Here is a 19,813-nt window from a genome sequence, read left to right as displayed (position 1 = left end):
TGATTTAAAGATTTTTTGATGTTGCTGAATTGGGGAAAGGGTTATGCACAGATGTAAAAGATAAAGATTCAGCAACAGCCGTTTTTAAGTTACTAATTCTATTTAAATTTCATCTAATTGCTTGGGCAAAATAGTTCCTTTGGCTCCTAGCATCTGGGTATATATTTGTCCTTGGTGATTATGGGCGATGACGTCAACAACTAAACTCGATTCTGTTTTAGATTTGATTTGACAAGAAACGTAAAATGTTTCATCAAATGGTACAGGTAGAAACTGTTCAAAGGTTGTGATTTCTGAAGGTAAACAAGCTACCTGATAAAAATGCTGTGCCCAAATCCAAAAGGCATGAATCTGTACATCTGCTATGTATGGATTAAATGTTTGGACTGGGAATTGTCCTTGTTGTCTTTCTTTTGGTTCCGGCAAATAGCATTCTATGGTAATTTTGTCCAGGTTGGCATTTAAGACGGATTTTACGCCTTGAAAAATAGCCCCGTGAAATAAAGTAGTTGCCCCGTTTTGATAAAGTGATGAAGCGGTAGCAGTGATTTTACGATCCTGGCTTAAATTTATAAACTCGTGTATTGGGGCATCAGAAATTTCCCGCTTTAGCTTCATTTGGCTACTGAAATGATAACGAATTTTACCTTCGGAAGTTTTACTCCAGATTTTGGCATCAAAGTCTATTTCCGAAATACCAGTTTTAGCAATCTCTTGCAAATCTAAAGTATATTCGCTGGGCAAATTCTCATCAAAAATCAGTCCCTTTAAAACTTTATAGTTTGTACAACTAAAGGCTTTATAACCAGGATAGAGTTGTTCGCAAGCATTAGCAATCCATAGTAGTCCACAAGTCGCTGGTAAAACTGGATAGCCAGCAATTACGTGGTCTTGTAAAAAGGGATTTGCTAATGATGTTAAATACCTATGGATACGAAAAGTCTTCAACTCGCTTGGTAATTTATCTGGGACATATATTAAGGGACTACCAATTAAAACTTGCACAGTTTCTTGATTGGCGTTAGTTAGTTCGTCAGCTAACAGTTTTGTGCCAATTTCAATCGGAATGGTTTCGATATTGCGTTCAGCGAAAGCTTGCTTTAATTCTGGCGAAACCATACCACTGTCCCAAGGGCCCCAATTAATTGCTACGACATGAGAATGAGGATATTTGAGTTTGAAAAGGTGGGCTGATTTGTTGAGAATTTCATTAGCGATCGCATAATCAGATTGTCCGACATTTCCATAGAAACCAGCTACAGAAGAAAACAGGACTAAATAATTCAATTGATCGGGGGATACGCACCGTAATAGGTTTTCTAAACCTTTAACTTTGGCAGCGTATACTGTTTCAAAATCTTGAACTGATTTTTTCTCAATCCGCTTATCAGCTAGGTTACCAGCCCCATGAATAATTCCTGTTATCGCACCAAAACGCTCAACCACACCAGCAACTTGTTCAGAAACAGCGAATCTATCAGTCACATCAACGCTCAAATATTCAGCTTGTCCACCTGCCTGTTCGATAGCTAGTAAGGTTGCGGCAATTTCCCGACTTGATGAAATAGCGTTAAACTTTTTCTGCACCATTGCAGGTGTCGGCTTGTCACCTTTAGCAAGGAAATCCTCCATAATCCGCTTTTTCAAATCTGCTTCACTCAAGTAGCCTTCAGCCCACACAGGTTCGCGGTCGGGAGCGGAACGACCTAAAAGAATAAATTTGCATTGATAACGCTGCGCTAGCTCGACGGCGCACTGAGCCGTTATCCCTTTGCCACCACCGCTGACGAGAAAAACTTGCGATTGGGCATTGAGGATTGGGAAGGACTGGTACAACTTCTCCTCTGCTCCCCTGCTCCTGTGCTGTTCTGCTTCTTCTGGCTGTTCGCAGACTAGGGTTGCTCGTCCTTGTAAGGTATATCCCGCTTCAACGACTAGTAGATTGGGGTCGTGAAGTTCGCCGAGGATATGCTGTGCTGATGTATGAGGATCTAGATCGGGACTAAGGTCGATCGCTCGACAAAATACATTTTCCCATTCCTGGTTCAAAGTTTTGGTCAGTCCAAATAATCCAGCGCCAATTGCACCGAAGTTGGTATTTCGTCCTAGTCCGAATTCGCCATCAAGACGAGCTACTGTTACAAAACAACTACGCCCTTGAGTCGCTGCTTGATTGAGTGGTTCTTTGAGATATTTGGCAATCAGAAAGACATGGCGAAGAATAGCTTTTTCTGATTCGAGATAGCGGACATCATTGCTGCTATCATCGTGACTTGAGGGATTGAGATGGATAAACGCGGCGACTTTACCATAGTTAATAGCGATCGCTGCCAACTGTTCTTGCAAATGCTCCTCGCTCATATCTGCAAGCACCACGCGCGTAATCTCTTCAGGTAAAGACGATTGTTGAGCAATCACATTTTGGGGAAAAGTTAAGACAACAATTTTCCAACCACGCTTGTACAAAGTCTGGGCAAGTTTCGCCGTTGTCTGAGAACCATCATCGGTAAGCAAAGCGATATGCTCATCCGGTAAGGTGAAATCTAAAACATCAGGTTGGGGAAGATATTTCAGTCTGATGGGAGTGCGAAAAATTCGGGGTTGGGTATTAGAAGTGTGGGGTGGTGGGGTGGTGGAGTGGTCGGGAGAAATTCTCTCCTCATCTCCCCATCTCCTCATCTCTCGATTTCCCTCATCTTCTTGAGTCCTTAGTCCTTCTTGTATATATCCAAGAAGTTGTCCAAGGGTATGCACTTGAGATAATGCTTCTGGATTTAGCTTGGGGAAATCGGGGTATAGTTCTGACAATGCTCCTTGAATTTCCACTAGCTTGACGCCATCAATTCCCAAATCTGTCTCGATATCCATTGACAGATCTAACATTGTCGTTGAGTAGCCTGTTTGCTCGCTAACGACTTTGAGGAAAATGTTAGTCAATTCTGAAGATGAGGGGGATACTACTCCTACTCCCCCTACTCCCTCATCTCTCCCTGCTGCAATTGCGGGTGCAAGGCTTGCTGAGATTTCTGATGCGATTTTTGCCATGTACTCAGCTATTTGAGCCAGAGTCCTTAGCTGTCCCACTTCTTCGGGGTTTGGCTTGGGCAAATCGGGATATAGTTCTAATAATGCTCCTAAAATTTCCACACGTTTGATGGAATCAATCCCCAAATCTGCTTCGATATCCATCGTCAGTTCTAACATCTCGGTTGGGTAGCCTGTTTTATCACTAACGACGTTAAGCAGAGTTTGACTCAGGGTCGCTTCATCGATGACTACTGGTGCTGCGGGTGCTACGGTTGCAGTCTGATTCTCGTTTGGTGAAGTAATATCCAGAGTTGCTGGTGCAGATATTGGCGTTGCAGTTTGATTCTCCTGTGGTGGAGCAATATCCAAAACTGCTATTGCTTGATGATTTGTGCCATTACTTGTACCGTTTCCATTAGTTAAAACTGGCTCAAATTTGCTAGTAAATCCGTTGCTGGGCACAACAACCGATGGATTATTCACAACCAGGTTATTTTCTGGGAATGATGGAGCCGCAGGACTTTGTTGATAATTGACTGGCGGGATTAGACTTTGTTGAGTAGTATTGCTAGGCGGCAGTTGATAATGTCGCTGAAGCAATTGGAAAAAGTTGTGAGTGTATTCTTGCTGATAGTTCAGATATTGCTCATGGATACGGAGGCTTTCACCTTGATGGTCGTGAAAGCGTATGATGCTACGCTCTGAACTGGAGACTATTAGTTGCTGTGTTGGTATTGGTGACTCGTTAAATTTACTATTTTTCCACAACCCATGTTGTTGTTCCATGAGTTGGAAGAAGGTTTTGGTATATTCTGTCTGATGGTTTAAAGATTGTTCGTGAACCTGCAAGATGTCATGTTGATGGCGATTGAATTCTATCAGGGTGTATTCTAAGTTCTCTATAGCTCTTAAGTAATTTAGAGGAATTTCTGTGTTAGTTTGCAAAGACTTGATATCAACTTGGTCTGATTGCCCATTTTGTACAGATTTCACTCCACCATTAGCAGTTACCTTCTCTGTTGGTAGGGGAGGGTTGTATGTTACTGAGTTATAGTTATTGCCATTATTAACAGCTACTTTTTCTGTTGGTAGAGAGGAGTTTGGTGTTGGTGATTTATCGCCGTTATCAACAGTAAATTTGACTTGATGTCCATTTTGCATAGCTTTTTCAAAGGACTGCTTGGTTTTTTCTGACACATAGTTAGTGCTATTTAAGCGGACATTCAAAACCTTATTTGGAGAAACTTCTGGAATTTTCTGCTCAACTTGATAGGGGTCTAAGTTTTGTAAAGGTAACCCAGCAACGCGCAACTGGACAACGGCTTCCCTCAAAGAGCGATCGCTATCTTTGAGATGACTAGGATTTAAGGCTACAGCTAAATGAGCGCGATCGCCTAGAATATCTTTGACTAAGTTGGTGAGAACGCTTCGCGGCCCAAATTCAACAAAGCAGTAACCGCCTTGAGCATAAATATTTTCAATTTCTTGTTGAAACAATACTTGAGAAATCAGGTGTTCTTTGAGGACTTTTTGAATAACTTGGGCTTGATTTGGGTAACGTTTGCCGGTCACATTACTGTAAACCGGAATTTGTGGTTCGTTGAAAGTAACTTTCTCAATTGCTTTAGCAAAGGGTTGCTGTGCATGAGCTACTAATGAAGTGTGGAAAGCTGCTGAAACTCCCAACAAAACTGTAGAGAATCCTTGAGTTTTCAAAGCTTCATGCACATTAGCAATTTCAGCTTTCGCTCCTGCTAACACTATTTGATGATGAGAATTCAAGTTAGCAATGCTGATTTGGGGAAAACTCGCAATTAGTTCTCTAACCTGAGTCACATCCCCTTTGACTGCTAACATAGCTCCAGCATCAAACTGGGGATCTGTTGGTGTAGCCATCGCTTGACCTCTAGCTTTCACCAGGAAAAAGTAATCTTCCTCGCTCAAAACCCCCGCAGCCCATAAAGCGGTAAGTTCTCCAAAGCTGTGTCCAGCAACAAAATTCGGCTTAAACCTAGCTTGTTGCAATATCTTGTACAAACCAGCACTAAAAGCCCCAATTGCAGGCTGTGCATATTCTGTTTGCTGCAACACTTTCATCTGAGCAGTCTTTCGATCTAAATCGAACACAGGTTCGGGGAAAACAACCTCTGAAACCGGCTGCAAACCATCTTCACCCAAAAGGCGATCAATTTGAGTATAAGTCTGCCCCAAGGAAGGGAAGTTAATCGCCAGTTCCCGACCCATATCTAAATATTGTGAGCCTTGTCCAGAAAATAGGGCAACTACTTTCCCTTCTGTAACTATGCCAGTTTTGCGGTAGTAAATTCCTTGGGGATGTTCCCAAGATTCTGCTTGCAGTTTGTTTTTCAGCAAATCAATACTTGTTTGCAATAAATCGCAAGCCTGGGTAAGAGAATCACTAACAAATCCAAGTCTGGCATTTGTGAGCGGAATTTCTAAAGATTGAGAGGTGGAAATTAATTCTGTATAATGCTGCTCTCCGGTATCGGATTGCAATTGATGTTTGATTTGTTGACAACGGGACAACAATTCTTCAGGTGTAGAAGCAAATAGCAACACTGATTGAGCCGGTTTATGTAAACGATAAGGGAGATTGTGTTGGGTTTTGTATTCTTCTAAAACGACGTGATAATTTGTGCCACCAAAGCCAAAAGAACTCACCCCAGCGCGTCTTGGTTGCTCATCGCTGCTAATCCAAGGTCTGGTTTCGGTATTTAAATAAAATGGAGAATTCTCAATATCTAATTTAGGATGGGGTTTGGTGATATTAATCGTGGGTGGTAATACTTTGTGGTGCAATGCTAAAGCTGTTTTGATCAGACTCGCCGCACCCGCAGCCGCTTTTGTATGTCCAATTTGTGATTTGACAGTTCCCAGAGCAATATATTGTTTTTTGGGATTGTTTTCCCCAAAAACTTCTTTGATTGATGTAAATTCGGCTGGATCTCCAGCCATAGTACCTGTGCCGTGTGCTTCAATCAAACCAACACTCGCAGGAGCAAATCCCGCATCTTCGTAAGCACGACGTAATGCTCTGACTTGACCTTCTGGACGCGGTGCATAGATACTTTTATAACGACCATCGCTAGAAGTACCAATGCCTTTGATCGTTGCATAGATGCGATCGCCATCTCGCTCGGCATCCTCAAGGCGCTTGAGTAGTAACATGCCGACGCCTTCACCGAGCATCATGCCATCGGATTCTACATCGAAAGGTTTGACATTTTGGCTTGGGGAAACAGCAGGAGTTTTGCTGAAACACATATACGCCAAAATTGAGTTATCGGTGTCAACTCCGCCAGTCAGCATCATGTCGGCGCGATGTTCAACTAGCTCACTAATCGCCATTTTTAAGGCACCCAAAGAACTAGCACAGGCGGCATCTACAACACAGTTAGTCCCCCCCAAATCTAGACGGTTAGCAATGCGTCCAGAAACAACGTTTGCTAGCATACCCGGGAAGGCATTTTCCTCCCACTGCACGTATGCACTTTTGATTTTCTCGATGATTTTTTGTGCATCCTCGTCTGATAAACCACTGCTTTTGAGGGCTTTCTCCCAAATCGGATACTGCATTCTCGCAGTTAGTGGCACACCCAACTGTCTTCCTAGTGCTACACCTAAGATTACACCAATGCGATCGCGATTAAACTCTCGAGATTCTCCGTAACCTGCATCTTCCATCGCTGCTTTAGCAACAAGCAAACCTAGCAATTGCGAAATGTCTGTAACTTCTAAAATATTAGGTGGTAACCCAAATTCCATTGGGTTAAAATTCACATCTGGGATAAATCCACCTCTTTTACAATAAGTTTTATCAGCTGCTCTGGGATTAGGATCGTAGTAATCTTCTGTGTTCCAGCGTGAAGGGGGAACATCAGTAATACAATCAACTTTATGAATAATTTTTTCCCAGTATTCCTGTAAATTTTTTGATTGCGGGAATATAGAAGCCATACCAATAATGGCGATATTGATTTGTTGGCGCTGTGTATTTATTTTGTTATCTAGTGGTGTATTCTCAACCATAACCTTTTTCCTCTGTATAAGCTTGAGTACAGCTTGTTCACAATTGCTCACTTCCTCTTGCAACTGTGCCAAAACAGCTTCAATCCTAGAAGCAGCCATGACTTTATCTTCACTATTAGTTATTAGTCATTATTCATTGGTCGTTAGACCTCTTGTAAAAGTCCTTCTTCTTTGCGCGGCAGTCGCTCATAGGGTGCCAGTGCGGGAAATAAAAAATTATTTATCAACAGGTCTATTAGTTATGAGTCATTGTTAACTAACAAATGACAGATAATTCATCTAAAGTTATTCTCAGGTAAAAAGTAATTAGAAGCTAAAACTGCTGGCAAAATTTTGTTTACTCGCTTTATTGATTAGAAATTGTCAAAGTAGTTTGAGAAGCGAGTTTTTAGCTTACCATTGATTTACCTTGAGTTCCAGCATTTATGCGGGTAGAGTATACGAAGTATCAATTACTGAATTGAGTGTAGAGCAACCTTTGTGAGTTCTTGTACATTTTGACTGGCAAACTTCAGAATAATAGGGATTGTTACCGAAAATAGTGCAATATTTAAGTACATTAGCTTGCCCTCAACGATGCTATATAAATCGTTAATCAGATATAGGTCAAATTCTCTGAGTCAGGATTCGGATTAAATTGTCGCTTACAGTTAATATTAGACTGATGATTACTGCATGACAATTGATATGCAACTTAGATGAAATCAGATAATCGTTGCTAAATGAAATATTTGGAGAGCATAGTGTTTTAAGTAACTTTAAATTAACAAAACTGTATGTTTTGTTTTAAATCTACTATTCAAGATGTGTAAATTAATTATAAATAACATCCGAACTTATACAGAATTTTCTTCTGAATTAACATCATCATCTCCTTTAGCTGTTATCGCCTGATGTTGAGCAGATGCTAATAGCTTTTGCTCAAGTCTACTAATACTAATTCCCAGCTCAGAAGCTGTTTTACTTTTCCACTCTTCTAGCTCACAATCATGTTGATTGAGCCATTCACGCACTGCAACGCGTGCCATCTCAGCTTTGCGAAGGGTTTGGCGAGCTGCATGAAAAATCAGTCGCTGGTTATCAAAGCTTGGCAATGAGAGCATGAATCGCTGTAGTTTCATTTTGTTCAGGGTCTTTTTGGGGCGATCGCTTTCACTCACATAACTATTAAAACTCTTTTCAATTAGTATCTCATATCGCAAAAATACATTACCGAAATTGCATAAAAATTGCATTTATCTAAGTTTAACAGTCAATATTTATCAGTTATCAAGCTCTTTACTGTTCAATAACAAATTAGCAAGTAAAAGCTTTCATTTTTATGAATCTTCTGTATTTAGTAACAAAATTTGTCATAATCTTAAACTGTATCTAATAAAATCTGATACTTAAAAAAGCTACGTACCTCTGAATTCTGAAATAAAACAAGTTGCAATATTCATTTTTGAGAATACTTTATAAGTAGTATAGCTTGTACATCTATCCAAAAGTTGATTTATTTGAAAATTTTTTATGTCTTAATCAATCAGTTAATTTATTAACTAAACTTTTGTAGAAAAACAATGATTTATTCACCAAGTAAAATTAGCCACTAGCAACTATATCTAAAGAATGACAAATCCTAATAAACAACAAAGTCATCACAAACTAAATACATATTTGAAAATGCTGAGTAAGAGCGAAGACAGAAAAATGTTCAATTTTTATCGTTCTTTACAACTACTTTACTTAATTTTATGCAACATTTTGTTAGTAATTTATTAAGCAAAATGTTGCATATGGATTGCAATTGAGTATCAGTCAGTTTATCTTATGTAATTAAATAGTGAAATTCAATACTGTTTGTTAACGAAAGTGGAAAGATATAGAAGTAGGAAGAATTAAAATATAAATTGCTCTGATTACTCGCTCGTTCCATAGATTCCTAACTGTACAGTATTACAATGCAATTTATGCAATGACCCGTGTTGTACGAAGCTTTCTGCATAATTGAACTGTCATTAAAATATAAGGGCTTGCTGGCATGAGACTATCTGAGCTAGATCCACTCATACCGCTAACTGAGTTAAGAGAAGAACTCCTAAAGTTACCAAAAGGCTACTCGTTTTATGAAGAAGAACTGGTAGATTTTTTATCCCGACGAAGATGGCCTGAAAGCAATCGCCGCATCGACAGAACAACTTTCTGGCGGTGGAGAAATGACAATGGAATTGAGCATCAAAAAGTATTCAGCAGATTGGATATCTTGAAACTCTGCCAAATTTGTGATCACTATCGGATAGATGGAACTCGCAATGAATACTTAGCGATCATTAAAAGTAAAAAAGAGGCAGTGCTAAATAAATAAAAATAGCCCTAGCTAAATCCATAGTCAGAATTCAGGACTCAGAATTTAGGAGTTAAGTCAAAGGTCAGATGGCTGGAAAATCAAGGGTGGTACAACTACTTGGTTTTCTAAAAATTATCAACTTAGGCTATCTAAGTCTGATAGATTCACTGATTCTGGATTCTGAATTTTTACCACGCATAAAAGTAAAAAAATAAGAATTCTGGATTCTAAATTCTGAATTCTGAATTCTTTTACCTTATTCGGGAACTTTAAAAGATAATTATGATACCAAAACAAAAACAGTCATTTATAAAACCATTTATCAAACCTGTAAGTTGGTCGTCAGTCATGTTGGCAACTACTATGGCTGTAGCTACCGGTGCATCACTTTACACCTTTTCACAATTTCACTTGTCTTCTAAAGTCGAGCCTGTGGCTACTCCAAATAGTTCTCCGAGAATAACTGCTGTTTCTGCTTTGGGACGTTTAGAACCTCAAGGAGAAGTTATTCGTCTGTCAGCTCCTGACTCCCAAGCGGGTGTTCGAGTTACAAAACTCTTGGTGAATAAAGGAGACATGGTGCGACAAGGGCAAGTAGTTGCAATTCTTGACACTTACTATTCCCGTCTCGCAGCCCTAGAAAAAGCCCAACAACAAGTCTTAGTTGCTCAAGCTAGTCTCAACCAGGTAAAAGCCGGAGCAAAAGCCGGAGATATCTCTGCACAACAAGCAACCATTGCCCGCTTAAAAGCTGAGTTGGAGGGTGAAACTTCTGCACAACAAGCAACGATCGCTCGCTTACAGGCAGAATGGCGTAATGCTGAGAGCGAAAATCAGCGATATCAGCAGTTATATAAAGACGGTGCAATTTCCGCTTCCGACGCAGATACTAAACGTTTGCGAGTTGATACTGTTAATCAACAGATCAATGAAGCTAAAGCTTCTCTCAAGCGGACTATCGAAACTCTGCAAAAGCAGTTAACCGAAGGCAAAGCCAGACTCAAGAGTATTGCCGAGGTTCGTCCCACCGATATAGCAGCAGCACAAGCTGATGTTGACAGCGCGATCGCCTCAGTTAAACAGGCTCAGGCAGAATTCGATTTAAGTACAGTGCGATCGCCCATAACTGGTCAAATCATGAAAATTAATAGTTGGCCGGGAGAAATTATCGGCACTACAGGAATAGCTGATTTAGGTCGTACACAACAGATGTATGTTGTTGCAGAAATTTATGAAACTGATATTCAAAAAGTGCGTCTAGGTCAGTCAGCCACTATTACTAGCGATGTTTTCCCCGGAAAATTACGAGGAAAAGTTACAGATATTGGTTTACAAATTGGCAAACAAAATATTTTTAATAACACTATTCAAGCAGATACAGACAATAAAATAGTTGATGTTAAAATTCGTATTGATAACCCAGCAGATAATCGCCAAGTCGCTGGCTTTACGGACTTACAAGTAGAGGTAATGATTTATATTTAATGTAACAATTCCGAATCGATAATTCAGTAAACCTTGATATTCAATCTTAATATTCTACAAAAAAATAAATTATAGTATATTTTTTTTCAATTTTCAGTTTGATTTTGATTATCGACTCTTAAATTATTAACGTAAATTGCTAGTATTGCAAGGCGTAATTTTTAATTCATAAGGAAGGATTTGAGACATTTAAAATGGTTGGTTTATTTCCGCTCTGCTATAGTAGTTATCTTATTATGATTAGGAATGGGGGTGGAGCAGATGAGGCAATAGAAGGGTAGAGGGAGAATAATAACTCCTAACTCAGCACTTCCAATCACGATAAATTTTGACTAATTTAGATTGTTGAGGTTTACTAAATGATTCTCAATATACCTCTTGCTTGGCTACAATTAGCCCGACAAAAAATTCGCTTTCTTGTAGCTTTGGCTGGGATTGCTTTTGTAGCAGTTCTCATGTTTATGCAAATTGGTTTCCAAGATGCTCTCTATGACAGTGCTACACAGCTACATAAGAATTTAGAAGGAGACTTATTCTTAATCAGTGCCCAATATAAATCTCTGACATCCAATCAAAGCTTTGATCGTTCGTCTTTATACCAATTACTAAGTTTTCCCAGTATAGAATCAGTTAGCCCTTTATATGTACAATTTGCCAAATTTAAAAATCCAAATAATGGTTTAAAATATCCAGTATATGTACTTGGCTTTGACCCAGTTAGAACAGTTTTTAAATTAGCAAATATCCAAGAAAATATCGATAGAATTAGAATTCCTAATATTATTTTATTTGACCGCGATTCTCGACCTGAGTTTGGAGGGATCGCTAAAGATTTTGAGCAAGGAAAAACCGTAAAAGTTGAAATATACAGTTATTCTGGATTTGTTGGTTACAAAGTTAAAATTGGTGGTTTATTTAAACTAGGCCCTTCCTTTGGAGTTGATGGAAATTTAATTGTTAGTTATTCAACATTTTTGAGAATATTTCAAGATCGTTCGGTACAAAAGATAGATATAGGGTTAATTAAGCTCAAACCTAATGCTAATCCTGAAAAAGTTTTGGCAGATTTATCAATTAATTTACCTAATGATGTAAAACTTATTACTAAAAAAGACTTTATTGCTCTTGAAAAAAGCTATTGGTCTCTCAGAACACCTATTGGATTTGTATTTAATTTGATGGTATTAATGGGTTTTGTTGTTGGTGTAATCGTTGTCTATCAAATTCTTTATAGTAATATTTCAAATCATTTAACTGAATATGCAACCTTAAAAGCAATGGGATTCAAAAACAAATACTTATTAAGTGTAGTTTTTAAACAAGCTTTAATTTTAGCTTCGTTAGGTTATGTCCCCGGTTTTATTATATCTATAGGTCTCTATGATATTTCTAAAAATGCCACAAAATTACCAGTAATTATGAGTAGTGATAAAGCAATATTAGTATTAATATCAGCTACACTAATGTGCTTAACCTCTGCTTTTTTATCTACAAATAAACTGAGAAAAGTAGATCCGGCAGATATTTTCTAAATTACATATTATAAACAAATGAACACAAGATATATTGTTAGCATTACAAACCTCAACCACTATTTTGGCGAAAAAAAAATTCGCACCCAAATCTTATTTGATATTAATTTTCATATAAAATTTGGAGAAATTGTAATTATGACTGGGCCATCAGGCTCAGGAAAAACAACTTTACTAACTTTAATTGGTGGACTACGCTCTATTCAAGAGGGAAGTTTGAAATTTCTAGGACATGAACTTTTGGGAGCTAATAATCAGCAATTAGTTAAAGTACGTCGTCATATTGGCTATATTTTCCAAGCTCATAACCTGTTAGATTTTTTAACAGCTAGACAAAATGTTCAAATGTCACTTGAATTACACAAAAATATTTCCGAATCTGAAGCTAAAAGTAAATCAGAAGTTATGCTCAATGCCGTTAAATTAGAAAATAGAGTTAATTATTATCCATCCGATCTCTCAGGAGGACAAAAACAACGGGTAGCGATTGCGCGTGCTTTAGTAAGTCATCCTAAATTAGTTTTAGCTGATGAACCGACAGCGGCTTTAGACAGTAAAACAGGGCGAGATGTTGTCACCTTAATGCAAGAACTAGCAAAAGAACAGAATTGTGCCATTTTAATGGTTACTCACGATAACAGAATTTTAGATATTGCCGATCGCATAATTCATATGGAAGATGGTTATTTAGTCAAAGAAGTTTGCTAATAGACTAATTTCAAGAGAATTAGACAACAATATTCCTGATTTCTTCAAGAAGTCGGGATTTGAAGTGTATTACCATATATCCTTGGTTACAATCTAAACGATAATAAAAATATACCTTGAGTCTTAAATAAGACACCCCTGGAGTATGAAGTTATAAGTACTCAGGTGAAAGAAAATATAAATGTCATGACAGTAAACTTCTAACAGTTGGCAATCTCAAACTGTATTTAATTTTTCCTCGTTTATAAGAATAATCTCATAATTTATCATTTTAACTACAATCATTTCAAGATTTTATGGTAAAAGATTTAATTTTTTGTCTACAAGAAGCAATTTTACACTTTGTGTTTAATAAGTCTTCAATACATAAAGACGTTTCTGAATGTTATATAAATCCTCCTTGTGGATGTACCAGTCCCGGACAAAACCTTCAATGTGAAGATTGTGTTTATCTTGAGGCTTGCTTATCTAGTTTTAAGCGATAAATAGTTCAACTAGTTAAATGTGAAATATCATTACGAGCAAAATGAAATGTAGACGCGAACGCGAGTGCGTCTTGTTGGCGCAGCCCAAGGTAGAGAAGTGTTGCGAAGCAATCGCGAAAAAAATAGATCTTAGATTTTGAGTTTTGACCTACTTAAGAGATATAGGAGAATTGTCAAACTCCAAAGAACAAATTTACTAAAAATTTAATTCTTTTGGTATAAATGGTTTTATTCTTAATGATAGAAGTTTGGCATAATAGGAGCATGTATTATATTTAATAGCCAACTCGGCGAGTAGACGATAGTTAGTGTAAATTAAAAGTACGGAGGTCTCAGAACAAAAATATATTATATTGATGCCATTCTACAAGGAATTAAGTTCGGAAAAAGGTATGATTTATTTTCCTCTAAAAAAAACATGCTGACAAATAGAATTATAGTTTTCTGTAAAATGATGCGGAAATATTTAGAAAATTATTTTGAATTTAATTTAGAGGACTAATCAAATGCTTTTTAGCATTTAAAGATTAGGCGAGAGATTCCTAAATCTGTATTGTCAAAATCTACTCTATGAAAGTAGCAAATATTACTAGGCAATAGCAGTTTTAAAAATCAACAAACCATTGCAATCTAAGACATACGAGGAACCATTATCATGAGACCCATTAATTTATCTCAAGCTGTTTTGGCTAGTCTATTTGCGATCACTTTCGCTTCTGCATCCTTACCTATTTCTGTTTCTGCTCAATCAGGAAGTTCCGGCAGTGGCAGTAGCTCAGGAAGTAGTTCTGGAACAGGCACAAGTGGCACAAGTGGTACTGGCACTGGTACAACTGGAACAGGTACCGGCATAGGCACAAGTGGCACAAGTAGTACTGGCACTGGCACAGGTGGGACAGGCACAAGTGGCACAACAGGCACTGGCACTGGTATAGGTGGAACAGGCACAAGTGGCACAAGTAGTACTGGCACTGGTACAACTGGAACAGGTACTGGCACTGGTACAAATGGAACTGGTACTGGCACTGGTACAAATGGAACTGGTACTGGCACTGGTACAACTGGAACAGGTACCGGCATAGGCACAAATGGTACTGGCACCGGCACAACTGGAACAGGCACTGGCAGTACAGGTACTGGAACGACTACAGATAGCACAGGTGGTGGTGGCGTTACAGGTACTGACGGTACTGGCACAACTGGAACGGGCACTGGTACTACAGGTACAGGTACTGGAACGACTACAGATGGCACAGGTAGTGGTGGCACTACAAGTACTGATAGTAGTGGCACTGGTGCAACCACAGATGGCACTGGCACTACAGGTACTAACCGGAATACACCTGTTACGGTTTACCAACAAAGTAGCGATCGCGGTTTCGATTGGGGTTGGCTAGGTTTGTTTGGTCTAGCTGGTTTAGCAGGTCTAGTCCGTAATCGGGATAAAGTCAAAACTTATAGCGATCCTAATGAAGTAACAGGTTCTCGCTTAAAATAAGATAATCGGCTTGTTGTCTCTGAAGTTTAGATCTCAGGAAGTCACAAGCTATCAAATTATCTGTTTGTCATTGGTCATTAGTCGAGTTGTATTTACAAGCGATTAATGACCAATTAGGCTAAGTATTTTGTTGGTCAGGTTAAAAGATTTGAAGAACCTGCAATAGTGTAGTCTGACTTGATGAGTCTTAACTAGAGAATATGTAACTTGGACGCAGATTAGTTTATAACTTAAAGCAGACTAGCAGAATTTATATCTAAAAATAACGTAGCCTGGGGTTGTTGACGGAGAATAGAAGCGGGACAGTCCGTAGTTATGGCTCCTTGCAACATTTCTTTTACCACATTTGCCTTACGTCTTTCTGGAGCAAGACAAATAATTTTTTTAGCGGAACAAATCATTGTAATCGTAACAGTAAAAGCGTATTGCGGCACACTTTCAATATTCGGAAAGTGACCTGTGTTTACTTGTTGCTGGCGGTTGGCATTATCTAGTTTAACTAGTTTCACGCTGTAAGGATCTTGAAAATTTGCTACTGTTGGGTCATTAAAGGCCAAATGTCCATTTTCACCAACACCAAGACAGCACAAGTCAATTGGTTGGGCTTGCAATAATTTAGTATAGCGATCGCATTCTGTCACTGGTTGCAATGTATCACCTTCTATATAGTGAAATTCCAAAGGAGCAATCCGTTTCTCTACACGTTCTCGTAGATAACGCCGGAAACTAGCAGCATGATCGGCACTAATTCCCAAATATTCATCTAGATGAAATAAAGTAATCCGCGACCAATCTATACCACCCAGTGCAATCAAAGCATCAAGAAATTTCAGTTGGGAGTTACCTGTTGCTAATAAGACAGCAGCTGTATCCTGTTCGTTGAGAACCTGCTGTAAATACCTTTGGGTGATTTGTGCAACTGAGAGCGCCATTTCGACTTCAGAGTTGTAAATCTGCACCAATAAATCGTCAATATGAAAAAAGTTTGTAGCGGCTAACATTTGCTTACACAGAAGTTATCAATAATATTGACTGTTGACAGTTGACGCTTAATAATTAATGTGAGATTGCATACCCTTTTATGGATGGCATGAGCTTAAATGCCTTATCCAGTTATAGAAGATAGATTTTAGAATTTAGCAGATTAATTTGCGACTCTTAAGATTTGGTTAAAATGCTGCCCTTAATAGGAGAATTTTTCTACAGTCCCCAACTCATAGTCCAGCACAGCATAAATACAGATACCATTCACAATCATGGAAAAGGCGACAACACAAGCTTTTTGACTTTTGACTTTCGCTTTGCAATACTAGTCCCCTCTATTGACAAAACAATCACTAAAGGACAAAAAACAATGTAAACTATGTGAATAAAGTTAACAATTATTTACATAGTACCAAAAAATTATGCTGGCTGCAATTCTTTTTGACCTAGACGGCACTATTGTCAATAGCGATCCAATACACTACCGAGCTTGGGAAGAAATGCTGTTAAATTTCAGCATAGAACTCGATGAAACATTTTATAAATCACGAATTAGCGGGCGGCTAAATCCAAAAATTGTTGAAGATATTTTGCCACAACTATCACTAGCAGAAAAAGAAAAATTTGCAGACGAAAAAGAGGCACTTTTTCGCAAACTTGCCTCTCATCTACAACCAATGAGTGGATTTTCTGAACTACTAGCATGGACAGAGATACATCAATTAAAACGTGCGTTAGTAACTAATGCTCCAAGATTAAATGCAGAATATATGCTAGAAGTTTTAGGTATAAAAGAAGCTTTCCATACAATTGTTTTAGCTGAAAATTGTATAGCGGGTAAACCCGACCCCACACCCTACCAAGTTGCTTTAAATCAGTTGGGGATTCAACCAGAGGAAGCGATCGCCCTAGAAGACTCTCCCTCTGGAATTCGGGCGGCAGTGGGCGCAGATATCCGCACTATTGGTATAGCGTCTACCCACAATCCTCTAATTTTACTGGAAGTCGGCGCATTCATGGCAATACCAGATTTTACTGATTTGCAGTTGTGGACACTGCTAAATTCAATTATCGAGCCAGATTTAACTGCGATCGCTTCTGATTTTTAAGTACAAAACTGAGAATTTCAAGAATAGAGACACTTTTAGCGTCTCTATTTATTTTTCAGCCAAAATCGCGTAAATTTCCCGTTTAACTTCTTCTAGTAGCTGACGCACTCGATTTATTCGCTCTATATTTCCACTGCGAGCAACCTGCACCACTACGGCAGCTAATTCTGTTGCAACATTCCGCAACTCAATAAACTCTTGGGGCTTACCAGTGATGAAACTTTTGAAGGTATCCCAAGGAGAGTCTGAAGTTTCTTGCTGGGCACGTTCTGCTAAAAGTTGTCTACCCTCATCTGTAATTGTGTAAATCCGCTTACCACCTTCCTGTGAACTAGTTAAATAACCACCCTCCTCCAGCAATTGGAGTGTTGGATACACTGAACCAGGACTGAGGCGACGGAAACCACCATAGCGAGTTTCCATCTCTTTAATTAGGTCGTAACCATGACTGGGATGCTCAGATAACAATTCCAACAAGATGAACTTGATGTCACCCCTACGAGTCCGAAATTCATCTCCCCAACCACGACCGGACATTTCATCACCAAAGTGTTTGCCACGATCTCTACCATGATGCCTGCGATGCTCAAACCGAGACTTGACAAACAAAAAATCATCTTCGCTAACTCCTGCCCATGCAGGTACTCCAAAGCGCGAGCGAAAGTGTCTAAACATAAGTAAATTTCCAATCAACTTTCTCTACTATACGATATATCGGAATATATCGCGATATATCGCGATAGAATTTTGTAAAGATTTTTGAATGAAACAGATGATGCCAGTAGGAGCGTATCTGTACATAGGCGTCAACTTACAGCTATTTTCAGGTAAATCAACCAGGGATTTTTTTTCACGCTCCAGGCGCAGCGGAAAGTCTGAGCGGAGGTTTCCGACGCTCGCAGACTTTTTGCTGCGCTATCCGTAGACGCTTTACGGTGAGGAGGTCGCGGTCTTGGCGGTTCCCGTCGATTGTGATCCCCCGAACCCGTAGGGCTTGCCCCAGGCATCGGAACTTTCCAAGACAAAGTCGCACAGAGGAAGATGAGTATGTGGTCTAAATAGATGAAAACTGCTGTAATGTGAAATCCTTGTCAAGACATGATTTTGAATTTACTCACGTATAGCCGTAGTCACACCCTTTAGGACATATGACAAGCATGAATGCTAGGGATAATAATAGTTCTGCCTCCTGCCTTCTGCTTCGTGCTATATCATCACTCTTCGACTCACCCGCCCCGGTTTTATCCAAAGCCAAAACTGCCCCTCCTCAAACTTCAGGAAAGGGTAAAACGTATGTTATGTAAGTGTTTTGATGAGGTCGAGCAAACGCGTAATATTACGTTAGAAGTTATAGCTTATGACTTGTCAGCACTTGCTGAACAAAAGAATCTACCGATTGCAAATATTGGGAACCGGCAACTACTGCGGTGTCATTATGGTTTGCTCCTGGAACCAACAATAGTTTCTTTGGTTCGGGAGCAGCAGCATAAAGTTTTTGGCTCATGAAAGAGGGTACAGCTGAATCCACAACGCCATGAATGAATAAAACGGGTATTTTTAAGTTTGGCAATTTTTTAATCGATTCAAACCGCTGTGTCAAGATTAGATCCACAGGAAACATCCAAAACATATTTCGATAAGTGATTAAATCGCGGATGGAGGTGAAAGAGCTTTCCACGATTAAACCAGCGGCTTGTGGGTGTTTCACTGCCAAATCGATAGCGATCGCACCCCCCAAAGAATGCCCATAAATAAAAATTCGCCTGGGTGGAATTTTTTGTTGCTGCACCAAGTAATTCCATGCTGTGACTGCATCTTCATAAACCCGCTTTTCATTGGGAAAAGAACCTTCACTGCGACCATAACCCCGATAATCAATTAGCAACACCGAAAACCCTAATTGATGAAACCGATTGGCATGAGCTATATTTACGCCAATATTAATACCGTTACCGTGGAAGTATAGCAACACCTTGGTATTTGGTTGTTTGGCTTTTATCCACCAACCATGAATGTGTTCTACCTTACCTGTTTTAACAGCTACAGGTAACCAAACCTCTTCATAAGGAAGATTGAAAAACTCTGGTGTCTTTTCAATAACAACAGAGGGAAAGAAAATGAACCGAGGTTGATTAATAAAGAGAAATAGACAGATGCCAAGATAGGCGATCGCTGCAACTATCCCAACCCAGAGTAACAGTCGAAAAAATACTGGTATTACAAATTGCAGCTTACTTATTTTCATCTTTTTGGTTTAAAAAGTATTGATTATAACAAAATACTTACTTATTTAAGCTGCTTTAACATTTTACAGCAGTTTTCAAATGAATAGACCACAATGAGCAAACCAGCCGCAAGCATCATCGGAGGAAATATGCTCAGTCACAATCTGTGTTAATACTTGGTTAAGTTGCTCACAAGTACGGGCTTTTGCAGTACGTAAACACTGTTTGAGTTTTGACCAACACAATTCGATAGGAGACAAATCAGGCGAATAGGGAGGTAAAAAGACAAGCCGCGCACCAACAGCTTCAATAGCTTCTCGAATTACTAGGGCTTGATGTACTGGTAGATTATCCATGACTACAGCCGCTCCCACCCACAAT

Annotated in this window: 12 protein-coding genes and 1 pseudogene; 6 read left to right on the top strand and 7 right to left on the bottom strand. The window is 39.1% G+C overall.

Translation table 11 applies throughout. The features are described from left to right. Window positions 1–102: 102 nt before the first annotated feature. Both FCR06_RS28090 and FCR06_RS28085 read right to left on the bottom strand, forming a co-directional pair. Window positions 103–7,176: a type I polyketide synthase gene (locus FCR06_RS28090; protein ID WP_138505647.1), complete on the bottom strand. Its 7,074-nt coding sequence runs from the start codon at window positions 7,174–7,176 to the stop codon at window positions 103–105. 737 nt (window positions 7,177–7,913) lie between these two features. Then, window positions 7,914–8,180 (bottom strand): hypothetical protein, encoded by a 267-nt coding sequence (locus tag FCR06_RS28085; RefSeq protein ID WP_138505681.1) that lies wholly within the window; start codon window positions 8,178–8,180, stop codon window positions 7,914–7,916. A 920-nt stretch (window positions 8,181–9,100) separates the two neighbouring features. On the opposite strand from FCR06_RS28085, the gene FCR06_RS28080 reads away from it, so the two are divergent. From FCR06_RS28080 to FCR06_RS28055, 5 genes are all read left to right on the top strand, one after another. After that, the gene (locus tag FCR06_RS28080; RefSeq protein ID WP_138505645.1) at window positions 9,101–9,424 is read left to right on the top strand and encodes a hypothetical protein; all 324 of its coding nucleotides are present in this window, start codon (window positions 9,101–9,103) and stop codon (window positions 9,422–9,424) included. Between the two features lie 264 nt (window positions 9,425–9,688). Beyond that, window positions 9,689–10,891, top strand: a complete 1,203-nt coding sequence (locus FCR06_RS28075) for an ABC exporter membrane fusion protein (RefSeq protein ID WP_138505643.1) — start codon at window positions 9,689–9,691, stop codon at window positions 10,889–10,891. Window positions 10,892–11,250: 359 nt separating this feature from the next. Beyond that, the gene (gene devC, locus FCR06_RS28070) at window positions 11,251–12,423 is read left to right on the top strand and encodes an ABC transporter permease DevC (RefSeq protein WP_138505641.1); all 1,173 of its coding nucleotides are present in this window, start codon (window positions 11,251–11,253) and stop codon (window positions 12,421–12,423) included. 18 nt (window positions 12,424–12,441) lie between these two features. Then, the gene (locus FCR06_RS28065) at window positions 12,442–13,131 is read left to right on the top strand and encodes a DevA family ABC transporter ATP-binding protein (RefSeq protein ID WP_138505639.1); all 690 of its coding nucleotides are present in this window, start codon (window positions 12,442–12,444) and stop codon (window positions 13,129–13,131) included. A 1,140-nt stretch (window positions 13,132–14,271) separates the two neighbouring features. Next, on the top strand, window positions 14,272–15,114 hold the full coding sequence (locus tag FCR06_RS28055; protein WP_138505625.1) for a WGxxGxxG-CTERM domain-containing protein: 843 nt from the start codon (window positions 14,272–14,274) through the stop codon (window positions 15,112–15,114). Window positions 15,115–15,344: 230 nt separating this feature from the next. Here FCR06_RS28055 and FCR06_RS28050 read toward each other — a convergent pair whose 3' ends face one another. Beyond that, the gene (locus tag FCR06_RS28050; protein WP_138505623.1) at window positions 15,345–16,115 is read right to left on the bottom strand and encodes a glucosamine-6-phosphate deaminase; all 771 of its coding nucleotides are present in this window, start codon (window positions 16,113–16,115) and stop codon (window positions 15,345–15,347) included. A 405-nt stretch (window positions 16,116–16,520) separates the two neighbouring features. Here FCR06_RS28050 and FCR06_RS28045 point away from each other — a divergent pair, with 405 nt between their 5' ends. After that, window positions 16,521–17,207, top strand: coding sequence for an HAD family hydrolase (locus tag FCR06_RS28045; RefSeq protein ID WP_138505622.1), 687 nt, complete (start codon window positions 16,521–16,523; stop codon window positions 17,205–17,207). A gap of 48 nt (window positions 17,208–17,255) precedes the next feature. Here FCR06_RS28045 and FCR06_RS28040 read toward each other — a convergent pair whose 3' ends face one another. The 4 genes and pseudogenes from FCR06_RS28040 to FCR06_RS28025 form a co-directional block, all read right to left on the bottom strand. Next, on the bottom strand, window positions 17,256–17,882 hold the full coding sequence (locus tag FCR06_RS28040) for a PadR family transcriptional regulator (protein WP_138505620.1): 627 nt from the start codon (window positions 17,880–17,882) through the stop codon (window positions 17,256–17,258). 131 nt (window positions 17,883–18,013) lie between these two features. Then, window positions 18,014–18,214: a hypothetical protein gene (locus FCR06_RS28035; RefSeq protein WP_138505618.1), complete on the bottom strand. Its 201-nt coding sequence runs from the start codon at window positions 18,212–18,214 to the stop codon at window positions 18,014–18,016. 341 nt (window positions 18,215–18,555) lie between these two features. Further along, a complete protein-coding gene (locus FCR06_RS28030) occupies window positions 18,556–19,452 on the bottom strand; it encodes an alpha/beta hydrolase (RefSeq protein WP_189523609.1) in 897 nt (298 codons plus the stop codon). A gap of 161 nt (window positions 19,453–19,613) precedes the next feature. After that, window positions 19,614–19,813, bottom strand: a pseudogene (locus FCR06_RS28025) (transposase); the annotation flags it as partial.

The organism is Nostoc sp. PA-18-2419, from assembly GCF_005869855.1.
Classification (GTDB): Bacteria; Cyanobacteriota; Cyanobacteriia; order Cyanobacteriales; family Nostocaceae; genus Nostoc.
The sequence above is the reverse complement of the archived record's forward strand: the minus strand, read 5'-3'. Positions and strand labels throughout refer to the sequence as shown.

Excerpts from the sequence above, each read along its gene's own strand:
- devC (WP_138505641.1), top strand. The coding sequence starts at position 11,251 with ATGATTCTCAATATACCTCTTGCTTGGCTACAATTAGCCCGACAAAAA.
- FCR06_RS28090 (WP_138505647.1), bottom strand. The coding sequence starts at position 7,176 with ATGGCTGCTTCTAGGATTGAAGCTGTTTTGGCACAGTTGCAAGAGGAA.
- FCR06_RS28040 (WP_138505620.1), bottom strand. The coding sequence starts at position 17,882 with ATGTTTAGACACTTTCGCTCGCGCTTTGGAGTACCTGCATGGGCAGGA.
- FCR06_RS28065 (WP_138505639.1), top strand. The coding sequence starts at position 12,442 with ATGAACACAAGATATATTGTTAGCATTACAAACCTCAACCACTATTTT.
- FCR06_RS28085 (WP_138505681.1), bottom strand. The coding sequence starts at position 8,180 with ATGCTCTCATTGCCAAGCTTTGATAACCAGCGACTGATTTTTCATGCA.
- FCR06_RS28050 (WP_138505623.1), bottom strand. The coding sequence starts at position 16,115 with ATGTTAGCCGCTACAAACTTTTTTCATATTGACGATTTATTGGTGCAG.
- FCR06_RS28035 (WP_138505618.1), bottom strand. The coding sequence starts at position 18,214 with ATGCCTGGGGCAAGCCCTACGGGTTCGGGGGATCACAATCGACGGGAA.
- FCR06_RS28055 (WP_138505625.1), top strand. The coding sequence starts at position 14,272 with ATGAGACCCATTAATTTATCTCAAGCTGTTTTGGCTAGTCTATTTGCG.
- FCR06_RS28075 (WP_138505643.1), top strand. The coding sequence starts at position 9,689 with ATGATACCAAAACAAAAACAGTCATTTATAAAACCATTTATCAAACCT.
- FCR06_RS28080 (WP_138505645.1), top strand. The coding sequence starts at position 9,101 with ATGAGACTATCTGAGCTAGATCCACTCATACCGCTAACTGAGTTAAGA.
- FCR06_RS28030 (WP_189523609.1), bottom strand. The coding sequence starts at position 19,452 with ATGAAAATAAGTAAGCTGCAATTTGTAATACCAGTATTTTTTCGACTG.
- FCR06_RS28045 (WP_138505622.1), top strand. The coding sequence starts at position 16,521 with ATGCTGGCTGCAATTCTTTTTGACCTAGACGGCACTATTGTCAATAGC.